This window comes from Lactobacillus sp. CA30L (genome assembly GCF_059900845.1).
In genome coordinates, this window is the sequence record NZ_JBWXGB010000002.1 from 191044 (window position 1) to 211226 (window position 20183).

A 20183-nucleotide genomic window follows, 5' to 3' on the forward strand; every position below is an offset into this window, starting at 1 on the left:
TAGATGGATAGTGAACAATTGAAAGTTTTCCTGACTGTGGTCCAGCAGGGCAGTTTTGGCAGGGTTGCAGAACAAAGGTACGTTACCCAAAGAGCGGTGTCACGCCAGATGGCCCGGCTTGAGAATGAAGTGGGTGTAGAGTTATTTGATCGCACCAGTAATCGAATTAGCTTGACAGAAGCTGGTAAATATTTTGCCGGGCGTGCGCAGGAATACCTGAACAACTTGGACGCGACCGTTTCCGAATTGAAAAACATTTCCAAGGCTACTGGCAACACGCTCTATATTGGCTATTTTTCGATCTTTGACGCCTTTATAATGGAAAGGGAGATCATTAATTATCAGACCAAAAAGCTGGAGCCGAAAATTGACTTCTTTACCATGGAGGAGAGCGTCGAACACATCCTGACCGATCTTGCTCTCAATAAGCTGGATTGCGCCTATATTAACCACTACGGCAGTTATGACATTCCGCAAGCAGCCCAATATGAATTTGTGCCGGTCTATTCCAATGAGATGGTGATGGGAATTAGCAGACAAAATGTGCTCAGTCAAAAGAAATATTTGACTGAAAAAGACCTGGACGGGCAAACGCTATTCTATTACAGTAGCGAAAATTCTGATTTTATGCGGAAGACGTTTACTGCTACTCTGCATAAGAGTATGAACAACTACCAGATTGAGCGTGTTTCTTCAATTGAACAGCTGATGACAAGCACAGCACTGAACCAGGGGATTGCGTATATTCCGAAGGGCCTGATCAACCAGATAATGAAGCCAGACCCCGAAATTGTTTACCGCCATTTTCATTCACGCCAAAAGCAAGGGTACGCAATGCAGCTGATCTATCTAAAAAACAACCATTCAAAAGCACTCAAAAGTTTCGTGCACTCAATTAAAGAAATCAACATCTGACTACGTAAAAAGCCGCCTAAATTTATAATTTAAGCGGCTTTTGGGCGTCTATATCTGCGTTAACTAGTACCAGCTAGGCTTATCCCCATCCGTATTGGGCTTGTTGACGCCCAGGGATTCCTGGACATGCTCGGCTGGATTGAGCACAAGCGTTGTCACTAAGCTGGCAATGCTCTTGCGTGAGACTTCGGTTCCCTTGAAAGGTTCACCCTTCTGGGTAAGCTCGTAGTCGATTTCATCATGATCCTGCAGCCAGGCTGGACGGATAATGGTGTAATCAAGACCACTCTCTTCAATTACTTTGGCAGCTGCTGCGTAGGTAGGCAAGTAGCTTTCACCCAGCATCTGGTTGTTCCATTCACCAAACTTGCCGGGCACCTCGTCGTAAATGCCGATCGTGGAAATCCAGATCAGGCGCTTGACACCCTGCTTTTTCATTGCTGCTACAACATTTTTAGCCTGTTGCTCAATGTTGCTGCCCGCCAGGTTGGCATAAACAATGTCCTGTCCTGCCATTGCCTGATTCAGGGTCTGAGCGTCCGTCGCGTCGCCTTTTATCACTTTGCCCCAGGACTTGTGTGCCTCGGGCAACTTGTTTAAGTGGCGCAAATAGTATGTTGTGACGATTTCTTTATGTTGGTGCAGCAATTCTTCTGCTAATTGAGCAATTTGGCCGCTGGCACCTAGAATTAATAAGTTTGTCATCTTTACTCCTTCTATCTTAAGTTCTAACTATAGTAAATATAGGCTCAAAAAATTTCTTTAGCAAATAGAAACCCTCGGTAATTTGAAGTTTAAATTCAAGCTGCGGCTAAAAGGCATTATCTTGGTTGACATTAAAAGAGTGCTAGCAGTTACAAAAAAAGTCCGGCTGCTTGTGTATCCGGAGCTGTGGTCAATATGGTAGTGGTCAGGATTAAGGTCAGTTCAGTTCGTTATCTTTGTCTAAATTGTTATCCGGCGTATTTTTAGCATGAACATAAGCATAGACGGGCCAACCGGTAAGCATGAGCAGAATGCCGGTAAGCGCTAGAACTGGCTGCGACAGGGTGGTGCTGATCACGATAAAAAGCGCACCGCCGATTGCCAACACCGGCGGCAAGGGATACCCGGGAACTTTAAAGGGGCGGATCAAATCGGGCTGCCTTTTGCGCAAAATAAAGATGCCCAGGAATAGCAGGATAGAAAAAATCCACGACACATAAACTAGCATGTTGGTCAGGGAATCGAATGTTCCGGAGAAAATCATGATGGCAGCAATAACGCATTCAAAGATCATGCTGTTGGTGGGCACGAGCGTCTTGTAATTAAGCTTGCCAAAAAAGTCCGCTGCCGGCAGCTTTTTTTGCCGCCCGAGGATATAGGGCATGCGTGAGCCCAGCAAGAGGTGACCATTGATGGCGCCAAAAACCGAAACCAGGATGCCGCCCGCAATCAACGTGCTGCCCAAGTCCCCGAATAATTTTTGGGCTGTTAAAATCGCCGTTGTTTGGTTGCCTACTACTTGTGGCCACGGGATAACTTTAACGTAGCTCCAATTAAGCATCGTGTAAAAAACAGTAACGCCCAGCAGCCCCCAAATAATTGCTTGTGCCAAGGTCTTGGAGGGATTTTTGACTTCACTGGCCAAATTGCCGATGCTTAGCCACCCGTCATAGGCAAAGAGAACGGCCAGCAGGGCTTGTCCGAAGGCAGCGGCCCCCGATACCGAATTGATGTGCGGCGCAGGAATGTGAGCCAATTGGTTGGGCCCTTGATAAAACAGGGCGAACAGGATAATGGCGGCAATGGGAATAAGTTTTATAATGAGCGCAGCCTTTTGCACTTGGGAACTCAACTTGGAGCCCAGCCAGTTGATGGTTAAAATCAAAAGCATCACGACAAGTGCGATAGCGGTGGTCGAAAGGTCCTGAAAGGGGGAAATTTGCTTGAGTTGGGTCGCAAAAATGATGGAGAGCGCGGCAATATTGGCAGGATAATAGACGATTATTAGGGACCAGCCAAATAAAAACGCCACTTTGGGTCCGTAAATGGCCTCCAGATACTTCACCGGACCGCCATCTTCGGGAAAAATGGCCGCTAATTCGGCAATGCTGAGGCCAGCCATGAGCGTAATAAAGCCCGCAAGCGGCCAGACGAGGATGCTGAGCCAGGCGTTGTGGGTCAAGGATGAGACGTTTGCAATTTTGAAAAAAGCGCCGCCCCCAATCATGGTTCCCATGACTGTAGCAAGGGCAGTAAAAAAGTTGAGTTGTCGTTTCATGTTAATTCCTTAAATAATTATCTTAAATAATTATAATAAATCAAGCTCAATTATAGGCCATGGCGTGTGAAATAAAAAGACTGAACTCTGTTAGTGGGCTCAATAGTATTTTATGTTGTTGGTAAAGTGAAGAAAACAGGAAATAAATATAATTGAAAGCAATTTCAAATATGTTATTATTTTGGTGTACTGGAGAAGAAAAGTTTCACTTGTTTTATGGGTGCAAAGGAGAAAAAATGAACAAAGTTACTGTTGTTGGAAGTATTAACCTGGACACTAATCTGCGGGTTGAGCGCATGGCGAAGCCGGGCGAGACCATTCACGCCAAAGAACACTATTCCGCGGCGGGCGGCAAGGGGGCCAACCAAGCGGTAGCTGCGGCACGGGCGGGCTGCACCGTCAACTTTATTGGGGCAGTGGGCAATGACGCGCCTGGAAAAGAGATGCTGGCTCTGATCCAGCAAGAAGGCATTAACGCCCAGGGCATTGCGGTTAGCCCTAAAGAATCTACGGGTCAGGCTTTCGTCACGGTCGATGATAATGGTCAAAATGCGATTACCATTTACGCTGGTGCCAATTTTGGTTTTGGGGTTGATCACGTTGAACAAAACCAGTCCCTGATTTCCAGCAGCGACTTTATCATTGCCCAGTTTGAAACGCCGCTTGAAGCAACGATGAGGGCCTTTGAAATCGCGCATAGGGCCAAAGTTAGAACCATTTTGAATCCTGCGCCCGCAATGGGGAAAATTCCGGTAGAACTGCTGCGGCTGACAGACATTATCGTCCCGAACGAAACCGAGGCGGCAACCATTGCCCAGGTGGAGGTGGTTGATGAAGCGAGCGCGCAAAAGGCGGCCGGCAGGCTTCATGACTTAGGAGCAGCAGCAGTTGTCATCACGATTGGGTCCAAGGGTGCGTTCTATGATTTCCGGGGCCAAAGTGAACTGGTGCCCGCCCTCAAGGTGAAGGCCGTTGATACAACTGCGGCTGGCGATACCTTTATTGGCGCGATGGCGAGCGTGCTTAGGCCGGACTTTTCTAACTTTAAGGCGGCGCTCGCTTTTGCTAACCGGGCCTCAGCACTTACAGTGCAGCGTTACGGCGCCCAGCCGTCAATTCCCTATTTGGCAGAAATTAAAAAAGTTGAATAAGCTAGTCATAAAGTGAATGCACCCGTGGGTGCATTTTTTGGTTAATGGCGGTGCAGCGTGGGCGGAGGCCGTCAAGTCGTATTAATTGACAAAAAGTAAGTGAAAGAATATGATTAAACACACTTAAAGTTGATCAGGAGAGCGTATTTATGAAGCAAGCTAAATTAGTGCGGGATGGGGCGCATTTCGCTATTTTTGAATAAAGCACCGAAGGGTGCAACTTGTTTCTGGATTCGTACTGTGCATTGCATGATTGACTGCCAATCTACGAAGATAAACAATTCGTGGGTTTTTGTTTTACTTGTGATATAAGCCTGTAAATCTACGTGATATAAGGCTTTTTTTGTTTAAAAGGGAGGTCATAAATGAGTTGGCAAATTATCGCACAAAGTTTACCCATTTTTGTCAAGGCCTTTGAATTAACCCTGGGGCTCTCAGTTGTCGGCATCTTGGGCTCGATTATTGTCGGTATTGTCGTCAGTCTGATGCAGTACTTCCATGTTCCGGTTCTGAGCCAGGTATTGACGGCGTACGTTGAAGTGGCCCGCAATACGCCTTTGTTAATTCAACTGTTCTTCTTGTACTACGCGTTTCCCGTCATTGGACTAAAAATGTCAGCCCAGACCTGTGGCGTTATTGGCCTAATTTTTCTGGGCGGCGCATACATGGCCGAGGGCTTTACCGGCGGCTTTAATGGCGTTAGTCAGACCCAAATTGATGATGGCAAGGCGCTGGGAATGAACGGTCTCCAGCTTGCCCGCTACGTCGTTTTTCCGCAGGGCTTCACCCTGAGCATGCCGGCGTTAACTGCGAACGTGATTTTTCTGATTAAGGAAACCTCAATTTTTTCGGTAATCGCCATTCCGGAATTGACCAATACTGCTCTTGACCTCATCGGGTTGTACTACCGGTCAAGCGAGTACCTGCTGGTTCTGGTGGTTGCCTATGCAATTATCCTGATTCCGGTGATCTTGGGGCTTAACTATGTGGAAAGGAAGGTACGCTATGGGACATTCGGCGATTAATGTTTTTTTTGCAGGCAATAATTTGGCCCGCATTCTTGGGGGCCTGTGGACCTCCGTGTGGATTGCGGCGATCAGTCTAGTGATTGGCCTGCTGCTGGGAATGCTTTTTGGCATTCTGCGAACGATGCCTAACAAGATCGTCCGCTTTGTTTTGCGGCTTTACCTCGAATTTTTCCGCATTGTTCCAACGATTGTGCTGCTGTACCTGGTCTACTACATCCTGCCCCGGAGTTTTCACATCAACTGGCCTGCAAGTTGGATGGCCGTTCTTGCCTTCTCCTTGTGGGTAGCAGCTGAGTTTAGTGATATTGTGCGCGGTGCGATTGAGTCGGTGCCGTTATCGCAGAAAGAGTCGGGACTGGCCCTGGGATTGAGCCGGGTTCAACTGTTTCGCTTCGTTCTCCTGCCCCAGGCCGTTCAGCTCGAACTGCCGGCAACAATAAACTTGGCAACGCGGGTGATCAAGACTACGTCACTCTTAATGATGATTAGCATCATGGACGTGATTGCAATCGGACAGCAGATTATTGAAGCAAGCAGCCAGCAGTATCCGAGTGCCGTTTTTTGGATTTACGGACTGATTTTCATTTTATACTTCATAATTGACTATCCATTGTCAGTTTGGGCCAAGCGCCTGGCAGCTAAACAGGAGAAGTGAGCATAATGGCAGAAGAAATTTTACGAGTAGAGCATTTAAATAAATTTTATGGTGATTGGCAGGCGCTGCATGACATTAATCTTACCCTGCACAAGGGGGAAGTTCTAACGCTGCTGGGGCCATCGGGCTCGGGCAAGAGCACCCTGATCAGGTGCCTGAACGGTCTTGAGGAGTTTAGCAGCGGTGCGCTTTATTTTAAGGGGCAGAAAGTTGTTCCTACGGCCAAAAATTGGCAGGCACTGCGCCAAAAGATTGGCATGGTTTTTCAGAGCTATGACCTGTTTCCAAATTTGACCGTGATTGAAAATATCTTGCTGGCACCGGTCAACGTGCAAAAAAGGCCGCGTGCAGAAGTGCGCGCTGAAGCAATCCAGCTATTGAAGCGCGTGGAACTCGACCAGTACGTTGACTCTTACCCACGTGAATTATCGGGTGGCCAGAAGCAGCGAATCGCAATTGTCAGAGCCCTGGCTCTCCACCCGGAGGTTATGCTGTTTGATGAAGTGACGGCGTCGCTTGATCCCGAGATGGTGCGGGGCGTCTTGCAAATCATGGCCGATTTATCCCAGAAGGACCACATGACGATGATTATTGTGACTCATGAGATGAACTTTGCACAGCAAATTGCAGATCAGGTGCTATTTTTGGAAGACGGACAGATTTTAGAAACTACGGGCAAGGAATTTTTTGCGCACCCGAAGACCGAGCGTGCCCGTGAATTTTTGAATAGCATGGATTTTTAAGGAGTACGTAATGGAAAAGAGCAAGATGAGCAAGACTAAAAAAATAATCGTTGGCGCAATTGCAGCCGTTGTGCTGGTCCTGGCTGCTTTTGGGGGCATCAAGGCAGCAACAGGCGGAAATAATGCTGCTGGTGACAATGATAGCAGCGTGGCCGCAATTAAAAAGCGCGGTACGCTGCGCGTAGCAGTTTTCGGCGACCTTCCGCCTTACGGTTGGGTTGATGATCACGGCAAGCGGGTCGGTTATGATGTTCGCTTGGCCCGGCAAATGGCCAGGGATCTGGGCGTGAAAATTAAATTTGTTCAGGTCAATGCCAATAACCGGGTGGATACGCTGAATTCGAACAAGGCTGATATTATTTTGGCCAACTTCACGGTTACGCCCGAGCGCAAGCAGGTGGTGGACTTTGCCAAGCCGTACATGAAGGTCTCGGTTGGCGTCGTCACACCCAAAAACGCACCGATTACGAGTGAAGACAAGCTGAAGGGCAAGGGCGTAATTGTTACTAAGGGAACGACCGCCGAAAACTACTTTACTAAAAAGGGCAACGTCAACCTGCTCAAGTTTGATTCCAAGACCCAGCAGTTCAACGCCATCAAAAACAAGCGTGCCACTGCCCTGGCCGATGACAATTCTTACCTTTATGCGTGGGTTAAGCGCAACCCGAATTACACCGTGGGCATCAAGAATCTGGGGCCGAACCAGTTTATCAGTCCGGCCGTCAAAATGGACAACAAGTCGCTTTTGAACTGGACCAACAAGGAAATTGCTAAGCTTAACAAGCAGAAGTTTTTTACTGCCGATTACGACAAGGAACTGAAACCATACTTTGGCAAGGAAGTCAGGCCGGCGGACATCGTTTTAAACTAGAGGTGGCCTGCTGATAATTAAGCCTTGAAGTTTGGACGCAAAAATGTTAAAGTAGTAAACGTTAATCGATTAATCTATGGCTTGCGATAAAGCCATGGCAAAGGAGTAATAAACATGAAACAAGGCATTCATCCAGATTACCATGAAGTTGTCTTTATGGATTCCGCAACAGGTGCAAAGTTTGTTGCCGGTTCAACCATTCAGTCAAAGGAAACAGTAGATTATGAAGGTAAGACTTACCCATTGATTCGGGTTGAAATCACTTCAGATTCCCACCCATTCTACACGGGCAAGCAGAAGTTTGCTCAAGCCGATGGCCGGATCGACAAGTTCAACAAGAAGTATGGTATGAACAAGAAGTAGTATCTTTGATCTGGTGGAAGCAGTCCCATTGGGGCTGCTTTTTTATGTAAAGCTGTCGGGTGCTGCACTAAACGGGGACTAGCATAGCCGTTGCTTTACCACGAATTTCTTTTTTAGCAAGGAGAAAAATAGATGAAAATGCAACTGGCAGAAATTGCCAAAGCGATTAATTCAACTTGTGAAGGTAATTGCGAAACCGTTATTACATCTGTTGCCTTTGATTCGAGAAAGATTGAAGACGGGGGACTGTTTGTTCCGCTGCAAGGGGACCGGGACGGTCATAGTTTTATTGACAGCGCAATCGTCAAGGGTGCCAAGGCCACCTTGTGGCAGAAGGGCCACCCAGGAAAGCCGGACAATATTGCGGTGCTGGAGGTTGACAATCCGCTAGCGAGCATGCAGAAGCTTGCCCGGTATTACCTGGGCAAGGTCAACCCCACGGTTGTCGGGATCACGGGTTCCAACGGGAAGACGACGACCAAGGACATGACCGCCGCTGTTCTTTCCAAGCGGTTCAACGTGCACAAGACCGATGCCAACTTTAACAATGAGATTGGTGTCCCGATGACTATCCTGGAAATGAAGCCCAACACCGAGATTTTGGTACTGGAAATGGGCATGGACCGTGCGGGGCAGCTGCACCACCTGAGTGAATTAGCCCATCCTGATGTGGCCGTGATTACCATGATTGGTGAGGCCCACATTGAATTTTTGGGATCGCGGGAAAAAATTGCCGACGCCAAGATGGAGATCACCGACTTTCTGCGTGAAGACGGGGAGCTGATTTATAATGGGGATGAACCACTACTTCGTGAGCGTGCTGCCAAGATTAGCCAGGCAAAAGTTACCTTTGGCTTTGCAAAAGATGATAAAGTTTATGCAACTGGCTTTACCAGCTACAAGCACCACGCAACGTTTACCGTCAACGGCTCAAGCTGCAAGTTCACCATTCCGATGATTGGCAAGCACAACGTGTCCAACGCGCTTTCGGCCCTGTGCGTCGGCCGGCGCTTCGGCGAGAGTGACGAGGAGATTGCATCTGCTCTGGCCAGTTTTACGCCGACGGCTAACCGGATGGAATGGGAAAAAGGTGACGTGGGCGAGGACATCATGAGCGATGTCTATAACTCAAACCCGACCGCTGTGCGCGCCGTTTTGACCAGTTTTGGCCAGATTCAGGTGGCCGCGGGCAGCAGGAGAATTGCCGTTTTGGGTGACATGCTGGAACTCGGTCAGAGGTCTGCTGCTCTGCACCGCTCTTTGGCTGACTGCCTTGACCCCCGAGTGATTAACGAAGTATATTTATTTGGCTCAGAGATGAACAATTTAGCTGATGCACTAAGGGGCAGTTATGGGTCAGAACATTTGCATTATTACCGAGAAGACCAGATGCAGCGCATGATCGCTGATCTGAAGAATGATATTAAGCCGCACGACATAGTTGTCCTCAAGGGATCACATGGAATGCACCTAGAAAAGGTAGTAGAGCGGCTTAGATAAGGAGAATTTAGTGAAATTTACGGAATTAGGTTTAAACGATGAGCTGTTAAAGGCCATCAAACGTTCAGGATTTGAGGAAGCAACGCCAATCCAGGAACAGACGATTCCACTTGCCCTTGCGGGCAAAGATGTGATTGGTCAGGCGCAGACGGGTACCGGTAAGACGGCCGCCTTCGCCCTGCCAATTTTACAAAACTTAGATAACCATAATAAGGTGATTCAGGCGCTAATTATTGAACCAACGCGTGAATTGGCCATTCAGACCCAGGAAGAACTCTTCCGGCTTGGCCGCGATGAACATGCACGCGTTCAGGTTGTGTACGGTGGTGCCGACATTGGCCGCCAGATTCGTTCGTTGAAAAATAACGTGCCGGCGATTTTAGTCGGTACGCCGGGTCGGCTGCTCGACCACCTGAAGCGAAAGACGGTTAACTTGGAGGACGTTTCTACAATTGTCTTAGATGAAGCAGACGAAATGCTAGATATGGGTTTTATTCAGGATATTGAAAGCATTCTCAGCTACGTGAAAAACCGCAAGCAGACCCTATTATTTAGTGCTACAATGCCCAAACCCATCTTAAACATTAGTGAAAAATTCATGCATGACCCCGAGATTGTGCAAATTAAGGCTAAGGAATTGACGGCAGACCTAATCGATCAGTACTTTGTCCGGGCTAAAGACTCCGAAAAGTTCGACATTATGTGCCGGTTATTCGACGTCGAAAGTCCCGACTTAGCCGTTGTCTTTGTTCGGACCAAACGTCGCGTTGATGAGGTGACCCGGGGACTGCAAGCGCGGGGCTACAATGCAGCTGGGATTCACGGCGACCTTTCCCAGGCTCGTAGAATTAGCGTACTTAAGCGCTTCCGGGCTGGCAAGCTGGATATTCTAGTGGCAACTGACGTGGCTGCCCGTGGCCTTGATATCTCTGGCGTTACCCATGTGTATAATTATGACATTCCGCAGGATCCGGACTCATACGTTCACCGTATCGGTCGTACTGGCCGTGCTGGTCAAAATGGTAACTCGATTACCTTTGTTACGCCGGGTGAGATTAGTTACATGAAGACGATTGAAAAGCTGACCAAGAAGCAGATGATGCCGCTGACTCCGCCAACGGATGACCAGGCTCTGCAGGGTCAATTAAAGCTGGCCAAGTCCAAGATTGTTGACCTGATAAAGGAAGACCTATCCAAGTATACGGATGATGCAAGCGAGCTGCTGGAAAACTACTCTGCAGTCGACCTTGTTTCGGCGTTTTTGAAGGATTTGTCTAAAGATTCTTCCGACGTTGAGGTTAATATTAGTTCGCAGAAACCACTTCCTAACCGTGGTGGCCATGGACGCAGCGGTAGAAGCCGTAGCAACTACGGTCACGGTGGCAGTCATGGTCGTGGCGGATATGGTCATGGACGCGGTGGTGACCGTGGCGGACGTGGCAATTACGGCCACAGCGGTGGTCACGGCCATGGCAGCTATCGCGGTGGTGACCACGATCACGGCGGTTATCGTGGTGGCTCGCACCGTTCGGGCAGTGGCCGGGATTTCGTCATCAAGAATAAAAAAGATTAACAATTTTACTAAAAAAGGGTTGTAGCAATGTACGACTCTTTTTTTGTACTATAATTTTAAAGTGAGGTGATGGAAATGATTGTTGGTGTAGGCATCGATGCGGTTGAAGTCGAGCGGATGGCCAAGATTGTCGTAAAGGGCGACGGCTTTGCTCGCAAGGTATTGACCGCCAAAGAATTTGCACAGTATGAGCGTATGACGGGCAAGCGCAAGGTGGAGTACCTGGGCGGCCGTTTCTCACTCAAGGAGTCCTTTTCTAAGGCGATGGGGACAGGATTGGGCAAGGAAATAGGATTGCGGGACGTTGAGACCCTGTGGGATGAAGCCGGTCACCCAGTTACCACCTCGTCCAAGTTTGCTGGCAAAATCTTTCCCAGTATTACTCATGATAAAAATGAAATAGTTACTTTAGTTGTTTTGGAGAATTAAAGATGGTTCCAGGTATACACCGTCGCGCAGCCGTTCGCGTGGATTTAGCGGCAATTAGGCAGAACGTAAAACAGGAAATAAAACATTTGGCAGCGGACCAGAAGCTGTTCGCCGTTGTAAAGGCCAACGCTTACGGACATGGTGCGGTGCAGGTCGCACGCGCGGTTTTAAAGGCCGGTGCGAGCGGCTTCTGTGTCGCTATCCTGGACGAGGCACTGGAATTGCGGCGCGCCGGCATCGTGGCGCCGCTTTTAGTCTTGGGCGTGACGCCAGCAGACTTTGCGCCCCTGGCTGCGGTCAACGGGATTTCACTGACGGTGCCTGATTTGGCCTGGCTGAAAGAAGCAGACACGGTATTGGAACAGGCGGACATAGATTCGCGCCTCAAAATTCACCTGGCGGTTGATTCCGGCATGGGTCGCATCGGCTTTAACACGGATGACGCGTTCCTGGCCGCTAACGACCTCTTATTGGCCAGCCCGCACTTCGAGGTCGAGGGCATGTTCACGCACTTTGCGTCGGCCGACAGCAGCGATGACACCTACTTCAAAAAGCAGGTCGCACGGTTTGCTCACTTCAAAGGTCTGCTCAAGGTGCAGCCTAAGTGGATCCACGTTGATAATACGGCGGCCAGCGTGTACGATAAGGACGTGCACAGCGATCTGGTACGCTTCGGCATCGGCATCTACGGCCTCAATCCGTCGTCTAATCCCAATGGACCTGACCTGCCAACCAAAATCGCGCTCAGGCCTGCCCTGTCGCTTGAAAGCGAATTGGTGCAGGTCCATACGATTTCCCGGGGTCAGGGCGTGGGTTACGGCACAACGTACGTTGCGGCCAGCGAGCAAGTTATCGGGACGGTTCCGGTTGGTTACGCCGATGGCTTTATCCGTAAGTTTCAGGGCTTTGAGGTCAAAGTGGGCGATTATTACTGCCCGATTGTGGGCCGCGTTTGCATGGACCAGTTGATGGTGCGCCTACCGCATTCAATGCCTGCAGGCACGAAGGTGGTACTCATTTCTAATGATCCAGCGGCGTCGAATAGCATTAAAAAAGCCGCCGACTACGTTGATTCCATCCACTACGAAGTTGCCTGCCTGCTCACCGACCGCTTGCCGCGCGAATACTACGAGAGTAAATAAGAAAACTAAAAAGAGTCTGGGAAAAAAGTGCTCTTGAAGTTAAATTAAAAAATTTCACAATTTAAAAAGACCGATAAATCAACGTTTGATTAATGTGATTTGTCAGCCTTTTTAGTTAGATTAGAGTTTTTTTCCAGACTCTTTTAGTTAATTGGACAATGATTATTCATCTTGTGATGTGTTGAGGTAAACTCCTGGATTTTCATCACTCATGAGCGTCATTCCAGCCTGCAAGTCTTCGATTTCTGCGACCACATAGCTCTTGCTTTCCAGCTTCTTGACGATTGTCTTCAGCGTCTCCTCGCTGACACCTGCGGGCAGGGTGAACAGAATGCGCCGCACGGAGTTGTCGCTCTTTTTAGCAGAGGATGCGTCCAGGCTCATTGTTCCGGCGATAACAGAATATTTACTGATGATTTTGGCCATCTTGACCAGGTTGCCCCGTGAATTATCAGTTAACACCGTTAAAACGTAAGACCCGTTCTTGACGTTCCACGCGTCCGACAGCATGTCAAGCAGGCGCGAGTGGGTCAGGATGCCGTAGAATTCGTGGCTTTCATCCAAAACGGCAATGTAGGGCAAGTCCTTGATTGTGAAGAAAACTTTAAAAAACGGAGAATTAACCTTGATGGTCTTGGTTGCGTTCTTAAGCAGGTAGGTGACGGGCAGATTCATGTCCTTGCCCTGCGACTTGTGGCGGTAAATGTGCATCTTGTAGATGTTACCGCGAAAAATAGTACCCGTATCGTCCAGAATCGGCACGCAGCGGAAGCCTGAATCTTCCAAAATTTTCAGCGCTTCTTCAAGCGTAGCGTGTTCGTTAACCGTGGTCAGGTAATCTTTTTTAATAACTAAAGATTTGATAAGCATGATACAGCCTCCGTTGATAAAATTGCTCCACGACATTATACCATAATCAGCAATACTATTAAATAAATATTAAAAACAAAATATTGATCAATTAAGTGTAGCACGTGCCCCCGGAATAAAAAAGCATTTTTGCAGGGTGAAATCAAAGTGTAACAGTCCGCTGCAATTGCAGGCGAAGAGAATGTGCTATCATTAATACGACTAAAACAAGGGGAAAGACAGATGAAATTAATTGCGGGCCTGGGCAATCCGGGCCAAAAATACGATGGAACTAAACACAATACGGGTTTTATGGCACTTGACTATTATTTGGATAAGAACAACCTGCTGCTGGAGCGCGAGAAGTTTGAGGGCAAGTACACCAAGCAAAAGATTGGCGAAACGGACGTGATCCTGCTTGAACCCCAGACCTTTATGAATGATTCGGGCCGGTCTGTTGCCCAGTTTGCCCATTTTTTTAAGATTGCGCCCCGGGACATCCTGATTATCCACGATGACATGGACCTGCCTCTGGGCAAGATCCGTATCCGTGCAAACGGCAAGTCGGGTGGCCATAACGGCATTAAAAGCATCATCCGCGACCTGGGCAGCAGCGACTTTAACCGCCTGAAGATCGGCATCCGCCATCCGGATAACGCCAGCGTCGTTTCCTGGGTACTGTCGCCCTTTAACGCTGACCAGCAAAAATTAATGGAGGCGGCCTTTGCCAGCAGCAGCGATGTAATTGCCGATTTTATTGCGGGCAAGAGCAGCCAGTTTTTAATGAACAGATACAACTAACATGCGCTTAACAGACCTAATCGAAAAAGACCGCGATTTAACCAATTTTATTACCAAGACCACGCAGGTCAATAATTCACTGCTCACGGGCGCCAACGCCGGTGCCTTTAGCCTCTTCTTAATGCAGATTGTCACTAAGCTCGATCGCCCGCTGCTTTTGATTGAAGAAAACGAGAACAAGGCGCAAAAACGCTTCAGTGAACTGAATGCACTGCTGCCGGAGGGAAGCGTGCAGACCTTTCCGGTTGACGCAACGATTGCGACGCAAACGGCGGTAAGCTCACCCGATGAATTGAGCAGTCGGATCCAGGCCCTCAATTTTTTGCTGCACAAGCAGAGTGGAATCGTCGTTACGACACCCCAGGGCCTGCAGTATAAACTATCTGCACCCGCAGATTACGCCAAGGTCCACCGCACGCTTGCACCCGGCTTTGAGTATGAATTATCCGAATTGACCGCTTGGCTCGTGGGTGCGGGTTACAGCCGCGAGAACCTGGTGGCAAAGCCCGGCGAATTCGCGTTGCGGGGCGATATCTTGGATATTTACCCGCTGGACCGTGAGAATCCGGTGCGGATAGAATTCTTTGGCGATGAGGTGGATTCGGTTAAGGAATTTGACCTGGCAAGCCAGCGTAGCCAGAAAGACCTGGAGCGCGTAGCGGTAGCGGCGGCCCAGGACCGGGTATTTTCGACGGGTGAATTTAAGCGTGCCACTGCCGCAATAGACAAGGCGATGGCAAACGCACCGGCGCCTGCAGAGGCGGTCCACAACCACTTTGCCCCGCTTCTGGAAGAATTGAATGCCGACACGCTGCCGCCGAACTATGCATTTCTCGTTGACTTCTTGATCGCGCACCCGAGCAATCTGCTCGAGTACTTGGATGACACCGGACTGGTCATGCTTGATGACTGGCCCCTGATCGACCAGGCGGTCAAAACCGTTGACCAGCAAAACACGGGCTTTATCGATGATGAATTAAAGACCGGTGCCATGCTGCCGGGTCAGGAACTGCGTGCGGATTTCTACCGCAACTGGGCGCAGGACAAGCACCACCACATTTACTTTTCGCTTTTCCAAAGGAGTATTGGACGCATTCGCTTGGGTCAGCTGCTTGACTGGCAGACGCGTGAACCCGAGCAGTTTTTTAGTCAGATGCCCCTGCTTAAGGCAGAACTGGAGTCCTACCAGAAGAAGGGTCAAACGGTCATCCTGCAGGCCGATAATGCCAAGCGGGCCCGGCAAATCAGCCAGACGCTTGCTGATTTTGGAATGGACGTGCCGGTTGTCAGCGCTGATGACCTGATCGAGGGGCACGTACAGATTACGGTTAACGGCTTTGCCAATGGCTTTACCCTGCCCGTAAGCGACCTCGTTTACCTGACCGAGCACGAACTGTTCAACAAGACGACGCACCACAGTCGGCGCATCAGGACGCTGGAGAACGCGCAGCGGCTGCGCAGCTACACCGAGCTGAAGCCGGGCGATTACGTCGTGCACGTGAACCATGGTATCGGACGCTTCGAGGGCATCAAGACGCTTGAAAACAACGGCACCAAGCGTGACTACATTACTATTACCTACCAGCACGGCGACCAGCTGTTTGTGCCGGCCGACCAGTTGAAGCTGGTCCAAAAATATGTGGCCAGTGAGGGCAAGACGCCGCACATTAACAAGCTGGGCGGCAGCGAGTGGGCCAAAACTAAACACCGCGTGCAGTCCAAGGTCGAGGACATTGCGGACGAGTTGATTGACCTGTATGCCAAGCGTGAGGCCGAAAAGGGCTTTGCGTATTCACCGGACGATGAGCTGCAGCGGCAGTTTGAGGATGCTTTTCCATACGTGGAGACGCCGGACCAGCTGCGGTCAATCGCAGAGGTCAAAAGCGACATGGAACAATCCAAGCCCATGGACCGGCTGCTGGTGGGCGACGTTGGCTTTGGCAAGACTGAGGTGGCGCTGCGTGCCGCCTTCAAGGCAATCGAGGACAACAAGCAGGTGGCCTTTTTGGTGCCGACAACCATCCTGGCCCAGCAGCACTACGAGACTATTCAGGACCGCTTCAAAAACTTTCCGGTCAATTATGCGGTATTGTCACGCTTTCAAACGGACAAGGAAGCAAGAAAAACCGTTGCGGGCTTAAAGAGCGGCAAGATTGACCTGGTCGTCGGGACGCACCGCATCCTGTCTAAAGACGTCAAGTTCAAGGACCTGGGCCTCTTAATCGTTGATGAGGAGCAGCGCTTCGGCGTCAAGCACAAGGAGCGGTTGAAGGAATTGAAGGCCAACATTGACGTTTTGACGCTGACGGCGACCCCGATTCCACGGACGCTGCACATGTCAATGGTCGGCGTGCGCGATTTGTCGGTCATGGAGACGCCACCGTCGAACCGCTACCCGATTCAGACCTACGTTATGGAACAGATTCCCAGCGTGATCAAGGATGCATGCCTGCGCGAAATGCAGCGGGACGGCCAGGTGTTTTACCTGCACAACCGCATCGGCGATATCGATGAGGTGGTCAACCAGCTGCAAAACCTGCTGCCAACTGCCCGTATTGCCAGCGTCCACGGACGCATGAGCAAGAACCTGATGGAAGACATGCTCTACCGCTTTTTAAACCGGGAATTTGACGTTCTTGTGACGACGACCATTATTGAAACGGGCATCGACATGCCCAACGTCAACACGATGATTGTTGAGGACGCCGACCACTACGGCCTGAGTCAGCTCTACCAGCTGCGGGGCCGCATCGGCCGCAGCGCTCGGCTGGCTTACGCCTACTTCTTGTACCAGCCTAACAAGGTCTTGACTGAGGTCGGCGAGAAGCGGCTGGACGCCATCCGTGACTTTACCGAACTGGGGAGCGGCTTCAAGATTGCGATGCGCGACCTATCGATCCGCGGCGCCGGCAACATGCTGGGGGCCCAGCAGCACGGCTTCATTGACAGTGTCGGCTATGACCTGTACGCACAGATGCTGGCCGATGCGGTCAAGGAGCGCAAGGGTAAGCAAAAGGTCAAGAAGAGCAACGCAGAGGTTGACCTGGGACTTGAAGCGTACATTCCCGAAAGCTACATTGGCGACCAGGAAGAAAAAATCGAATTTTATAAAAAAATCAAGGCTGCGGATGCCACCGAGGTTGAACAGATTCAGGATGAACTGATTGACCGCTTCGGAGACTACCCGCAGCCGGTTGAAAACCTGCTGGCCATTTCGAAACTGAAGGCGGCAGCGGACAGTGCGCAGGCGCTGGGCATCATCAGGAAAAACCAGCAGGTAAGGGTTGAGTTTCAGCCAGCGGCGGCAAAAGAACTCGCCGGGCCCAATATTTTTAAGGCACTGGAGCACGTGACGCTTAAGGCTAAAATCGCCTTAACGCCGCAGCACACGATGGTGGTGCTGCTTGAAACGAGCAAAGACATGCATAACCGCCAACTATTCAATGAACTGACCAAGTTCATGACGGCGGCGAGCGCTATTATTCAAAGGTAAAACGAGGTATTGAAATGAGAATTGACAAGTTTTTAAAGGTTTCCCGCTTGGTTAAACGCCGTCCCATCGCTAAAGAGATGGCCGACCAGGGCCGGATCAAGGTCAATGAGCACGTCGTCAAGTCGAGCTACGACGTCAAGGTGGGCGACGTAATCGAAGTCGGCTACGGTGCAAGGAAGGTCAAGGCCAGGGTGTGCGAGGTCAGGGAGACGACCAAGAAGGCAGAAGCAAGCGAGCTCTATGAATTGGTCGATTAATGCCCGCTATTTAATGACTTTTGGTGGGGCCCTTGTTATAATTAAGGGGTATTGTTTTAGTAATAGAGGTTTGAAATTATGAAGGGTCCACGCATCTATAATTCACTCAGCCCCGAGGAGCAGCTTGCCCGTCTGCGGCGCAAGCAGGAAAAAAGGGCAAAAGAGGTACACCGGGTTCGGCGCAACCGGATAATTGCTGTTTTTGTGGTGATTTTTGCGGTTTTGGGCGGCCAGATTGCTTATACGCACGCACAGACGAACCAGATTAACGAACGGGTGCACGCCTCCAAGAAGACGCTGAACAAGGTTAACAGCCAGAAGCGTACTTTGGCTGCCAAGCGGGATGACCTGAAGGATCCGGATTATGTGGCCAAGCTCGTTCGGTCCAAGTTCTTATACTCGAAGCCGAACGAAAAAGTTTATAATTTGCCTGAGGACAGAAATAACGACTAATGAAGTACCAAGTTGGACAGCGCGTTACGGGCGTAATCAACAATATTAGCGCTCTCGGCATCTTTTTGACGCTTCCGCAGAAAGCCACGGGGCTGATTCACCACAGTGACTTCGGCGATAATTGGGCCCGCGAGCGGCACAATTACCGGGTGGGGCAGTTGGTGCGCGTGGTGGTCACGGCCAACCGTCAGGGGAAGCTTGCACTGTCAAAAATGCGCGTTAACGATGCTGCGCTGGTTGACCGGACAAATCCATTTACAAACGTGGAGAAAGAAAAATTTTTGCCGGTGTTGACTCAGACCGTGGCGGATGCGCAAAAAGAGCTTGAGAAGCTGCAGCAAGAGTTGAGCAGTTATGCGGATTGAGGCTTTTTTCAGCAGGAACAACCTGTGCCTGAAAAACAAGACGCTGGTGGTGGCAACAAGCGGCGGCCCCGATTCGATGGCTCTACTTGACATGCTCAATACCATCAAGGACGACCAGCACTTTCACCTGATTGCCGCCCACCTCGACCACCGGCTGCGGCCCGACTCTTTTCGTGAGGCCGCAGCAATCGACCAGTACTGCGGCAAAAAGCAGATTAAGGTCGTGCATGGCACCTGGCCGCAAGCGCTGCACCCCCAGAGCGGCGTGGAGGCCGCGGCGCGCCGCTACCGCTACGATTTTTTGGCGCAGGTGATGCACAAAAACGCCGGTGACTACCTGCTAACCGCCCACCACTGCGATGACCTGCTGGAAAATATCCTGATCAAGTTTATTCGCTCGGGTGATCCTAGCGAGATGAATAGTTTGCAGGCCGTAAGCGGCTGGCGTGGGGCACTGCTCCTGCGCCCGCTTTTGACGCTGGAGAAGGCCGATCTTTTGGCTTACGTCCGCAGCCGCGGCATCCCGTTTGTCATCGATGAGACCAACAACGAAGATGAGGCCTTGCGCAACCGGCTGCGCCACCAGGTGATTCCCGTGCTTAAGCGTGAAAATCCCCACATCGGGCGCAGCGCCCTGCGCTTTAACCGCCGGGTCAACCAGATGGCAAGCATCGTTGCCCGCACGTTTACGCAGCTAGGGCAGCCGACGCCGTTTTTGGGCGTCGCGTTCCGCTTGCCGCAAGCCACTCTGCGCGCTATGGATGAAGCAGATCGACTCTCTTTTTGGCAGTACTTCATCTGGCGCACGTGGCACGTCCGCGTGAACGAAAATCTGGGCCGTTTTGACCTAATTGCGTATCAGGGCTATTTTTACCTATTGCCCCGGAAATTGCCGCCCCAGCCCGCAATCAGCTTCGTTGTGCCGGAACGTGAATTTGCATTTGGGCGTCGCCGCTTTGTGCTTACCAAGTTCAAGAGGGGCCAAGCCCAGCCGCTGGGCCGGCTCTTTGTGCGCGCTAACGCGAAACTGAGTGCAGGACCGCTCGCACCCGGCAAGAAATTGCTGCTTAAAAACGGTCAGCACGCTAAGGGCAAGAAGAAGTTTGCCCAGGCGGCAATTCCCGGCAGGCTGCGCCCATACTGCCTGACGATCTATGAAGGTGACGTCGCCGTCTACGTTGAGCAGACATACAGCAGGCAGAGCAGCGGGGCCGATTTGCAGGAATATTATTTATACGCAAGCAATTAATAAGAAAATATAAAATGTTAGAGTGTGAGTGAAATTTATGTTAAACTTTTATTCGTGTATCTCTAGAAACTTTGCGGAGGTTT

Annotated in this window: 20 protein-coding genes; 17 read left to right on the top strand and 3 right to left on the bottom strand. The window is 50.2% G+C overall.

Annotation, left to right across the window (positions count from 1 at the left end; genetic code table 11):
- The first annotated feature begins 3 nt into the window (after positions 1–3).
- A complete protein-coding gene (locus AC2JF8_RS03405) occupies positions 4–915 on the top strand; it encodes a LysR family transcriptional regulator (RefSeq protein ID WP_500729223.1) in 912 nt (303 codons plus the stop codon).
- A gap of 63 nt (positions 916–978) precedes the next feature.
- Here AC2JF8_RS03405 and AC2JF8_RS03410 read toward each other — a convergent pair whose 3' ends face one another.
- Both AC2JF8_RS03410 and AC2JF8_RS03415 read right to left on the bottom strand, forming a co-directional pair.
- Positions 979–1620: an SDR family oxidoreductase gene (locus tag AC2JF8_RS03410; protein WP_500729222.1), complete on the bottom strand. Its 642-nt coding sequence runs from the start codon at positions 1618–1620 to the stop codon at positions 979–981.
- 217 nt (positions 1621–1837) lie between these two features.
- Positions 1838–3178 (bottom strand): APC family permease, encoded by a 1341-nt coding sequence (locus AC2JF8_RS03415; RefSeq protein WP_500761149.1) that lies wholly within the window; start codon positions 3176–3178, stop codon positions 1838–1840.
- Between the two features lie 236 nt (positions 3179–3414).
- Between AC2JF8_RS03415 and rbsK the strand changes: the two genes are divergently transcribed.
- From rbsK to alr, 10 genes are all read left to right on the top strand, one after another.
- On the top strand, positions 3415–4329 hold the full coding sequence (gene rbsK, locus AC2JF8_RS03420) for a ribokinase (RefSeq protein WP_500729220.1): 915 nt from the start codon (positions 3415–3417) through the stop codon (positions 4327–4329).
- A gap of 365 nt (positions 4330–4694) precedes the next feature.
- Entirely contained in the window at positions 4695–5354 is a 660-nt protein-coding gene (locus tag AC2JF8_RS03425) for an amino acid ABC transporter permease (protein ID WP_500761151.1), read from the top strand.
- Positions 5335–6012, top strand: a complete 678-nt coding sequence (locus AC2JF8_RS03430; RefSeq protein WP_500761153.1) for an amino acid ABC transporter permease — start codon at positions 5335–5337, stop codon at positions 6010–6012. Before AC2JF8_RS03425 ends, AC2JF8_RS03430 begins: the two co-directional genes overlap by 20 nt.
- Before the next feature lie 5 nt (positions 6013–6017).
- Positions 6018–6755, top strand: coding sequence for an amino acid ABC transporter ATP-binding protein (locus AC2JF8_RS03435; RefSeq protein WP_500761155.1), 738 nt, complete (start codon positions 6018–6020; stop codon positions 6753–6755).
- 10 nt (positions 6756–6765) lie between these two features.
- Positions 6766–7626 carry a transporter substrate-binding domain-containing protein gene (locus tag AC2JF8_RS03440; RefSeq protein WP_500761157.1) on the top strand — a complete coding sequence of 287 codons (861 nt, stop codon included), beginning with the start codon at positions 6766–6768 and terminating at the stop codon, positions 7624–7626.
- Positions 7627–7740: 114 nt separating this feature from the next.
- Positions 7741–7989 (top strand): type B 50S ribosomal protein L31, encoded by a 249-nt coding sequence (locus AC2JF8_RS03445; RefSeq protein WP_500729215.1) that lies wholly within the window; start codon positions 7741–7743, stop codon positions 7987–7989.
- A gap of 132 nt (positions 7990–8121) precedes the next feature.
- A complete protein-coding gene (locus tag AC2JF8_RS03450; RefSeq protein ID WP_500761159.1) occupies positions 8122–9489 on the top strand; it encodes a UDP-N-acetylmuramoyl-tripeptide--D-alanyl-D-alanine ligase in 1368 nt (455 codons plus the stop codon).
- Positions 9490–9499: 10 nt separating this feature from the next.
- Complete coding sequence (gene cshA / locus AC2JF8_RS03455; RefSeq protein WP_500729213.1) at positions 9500–11062, top strand: degradosome RNA helicase CshA; 1563 nt, start codon at positions 9500–9502, stop codon at positions 11060–11062.
- 75 nt (positions 11063–11137) lie between these two features.
- Positions 11138–11491 carry a holo-ACP synthase gene (acpS, locus tag AC2JF8_RS03460; RefSeq protein WP_500761161.1) on the top strand — a complete coding sequence of 118 codons (354 nt, stop codon included), beginning with the start codon at positions 11138–11140 and terminating at the stop codon, positions 11489–11491.
- Positions 11492–11493: 2 nt separating this feature from the next.
- Positions 11494–12633, top strand: coding sequence for an alanine racemase (alr, locus tag AC2JF8_RS03465; RefSeq protein ID WP_500761163.1), 1140 nt, complete (start codon positions 11494–11496; stop codon positions 12631–12633).
- 162 nt (positions 12634–12795) lie between these two features.
- Here alr and cbpA read toward each other — a convergent pair whose 3' ends face one another.
- Positions 12796–13503, bottom strand: coding sequence for a cyclic di-AMP binding protein CbpA (gene cbpA / locus AC2JF8_RS03470; RefSeq protein WP_500729210.1), 708 nt, complete (start codon positions 13501–13503; stop codon positions 12796–12798).
- Between the two features lie 222 nt (positions 13504–13725).
- On the opposite strand from cbpA, the gene pth reads away from it, so the two are divergent.
- From pth to tilS, 6 genes are all read left to right on the top strand, one after another.
- On the top strand, positions 13726–14283 hold the full coding sequence (pth, locus tag AC2JF8_RS03475) for an aminoacyl-tRNA hydrolase (protein WP_500761165.1): 558 nt from the start codon (positions 13726–13728) through the stop codon (positions 14281–14283).
- Position 14284: 1 nt separating this feature from the next.
- Positions 14285–17776: a transcription-repair coupling factor gene (mfd, locus tag AC2JF8_RS03480; protein ID WP_500761168.1), complete on the top strand. Its 3492-nt coding sequence runs from the start codon at positions 14285–14287 to the stop codon at positions 17774–17776.
- A gap of 14 nt (positions 17777–17790) precedes the next feature.
- Positions 17791–18033: an RNA-binding S4 domain-containing protein gene (locus AC2JF8_RS03485; RefSeq protein ID WP_500729207.1), complete on the top strand. Its 243-nt coding sequence runs from the start codon at positions 17791–17793 to the stop codon at positions 18031–18033.
- Between the two features lie 75 nt (positions 18034–18108).
- On the top strand, positions 18109–18486 hold the full coding sequence (locus AC2JF8_RS03490; protein WP_500729237.1) for an FtsB family cell division protein: 378 nt from the start codon (positions 18109–18111) through the stop codon (positions 18484–18486).
- Positions 18486–18851, top strand: coding sequence for a S1 RNA-binding domain-containing protein (locus AC2JF8_RS03495; RefSeq protein WP_500729206.1), 366 nt, complete (start codon positions 18486–18488; stop codon positions 18849–18851). The genes AC2JF8_RS03490 and AC2JF8_RS03495 overlap by 1 nt, the downstream gene beginning before the upstream one ends.
- Positions 18841–20100, top strand: a complete 1260-nt coding sequence (tilS, locus tag AC2JF8_RS03500) for a tRNA lysidine(34) synthetase TilS (RefSeq protein WP_500729205.1) — start codon at positions 18841–18843, stop codon at positions 20098–20100. The genes AC2JF8_RS03495 and tilS overlap by 11 nt, the downstream gene beginning before the upstream one ends.
- The last annotated feature ends 83 nt before the right edge of the window (positions 20101–20183 follow it).

Coding starts and splice junctions, on each gene's coding strand:
- AC2JF8_RS03405 (WP_500729223.1), top strand. CDS start 4: ATGGATAGTGAACAATTGAAAGTTTTCCTGACTGTGGTCCAGCAGGGC.
- AC2JF8_RS03410 (WP_500729222.1), bottom strand. CDS start 1,620: ATGACAAACTTATTAATTCTAGGTGCCAGCGGCCAAATTGCTCAATTA.
- AC2JF8_RS03415 (WP_500761149.1), bottom strand. CDS start 3,178: ATGAAACGACAACTCAACTTTTTTACTGCCCTTGCTACAGTCATGGGA.
- rbsK (WP_500729220.1), top strand. CDS start 3,415: ATGAACAAAGTTACTGTTGTTGGAAGTATTAACCTGGACACTAATCTG.
- AC2JF8_RS03425 (WP_500761151.1), top strand. CDS start 4,695: ATGAGTTGGCAAATTATCGCACAAAGTTTACCCATTTTTGTCAAGGCC.
- AC2JF8_RS03430 (WP_500761153.1), top strand. CDS start 5,335: ATGGGACATTCGGCGATTAATGTTTTTTTTGCAGGCAATAATTTGGCC.
- AC2JF8_RS03435 (WP_500761155.1), top strand. CDS start 6,018: ATGGCAGAAGAAATTTTACGAGTAGAGCATTTAAATAAATTTTATGGT.
- AC2JF8_RS03440 (WP_500761157.1), top strand. CDS start 6,766: ATGGAAAAGAGCAAGATGAGCAAGACTAAAAAAATAATCGTTGGCGCA.
- AC2JF8_RS03445 (WP_500729215.1), top strand. CDS start 7,741: ATGAAACAAGGCATTCATCCAGATTACCATGAAGTTGTCTTTATGGAT.
- AC2JF8_RS03450 (WP_500761159.1), top strand. CDS start 8,122: ATGAAAATGCAACTGGCAGAAATTGCCAAAGCGATTAATTCAACTTGT.
- acpS (WP_500761161.1), top strand. CDS start 11,138: ATGATTGTTGGTGTAGGCATCGATGCGGTTGAAGTCGAGCGGATGGCC.
- alr (WP_500761163.1), top strand. CDS start 11,494: ATGGTTCCAGGTATACACCGTCGCGCAGCCGTTCGCGTGGATTTAGCG.
- cbpA (WP_500729210.1), bottom strand. CDS start 13,503: ATGCTTATCAAATCTTTAGTTATTAAAAAAGATTACCTGACCACGGTT.
- pth (WP_500761165.1), top strand. CDS start 13,726: ATGAAATTAATTGCGGGCCTGGGCAATCCGGGCCAAAAATACGATGGA.
- mfd (WP_500761168.1), top strand. CDS start 14,285: ATGCGCTTAACAGACCTAATCGAAAAAGACCGCGATTTAACCAATTTT.
- AC2JF8_RS03485 (WP_500729207.1), top strand. CDS start 17,791: ATGAGAATTGACAAGTTTTTAAAGGTTTCCCGCTTGGTTAAACGCCGT.
- AC2JF8_RS03495 (WP_500729206.1), top strand. CDS start 18,486: ATGAAGTACCAAGTTGGACAGCGCGTTACGGGCGTAATCAACAATATT.
- tilS (WP_500729205.1), top strand. CDS start 18,841: ATGCGGATTGAGGCTTTTTTCAGCAGGAACAACCTGTGCCTGAAAAAC.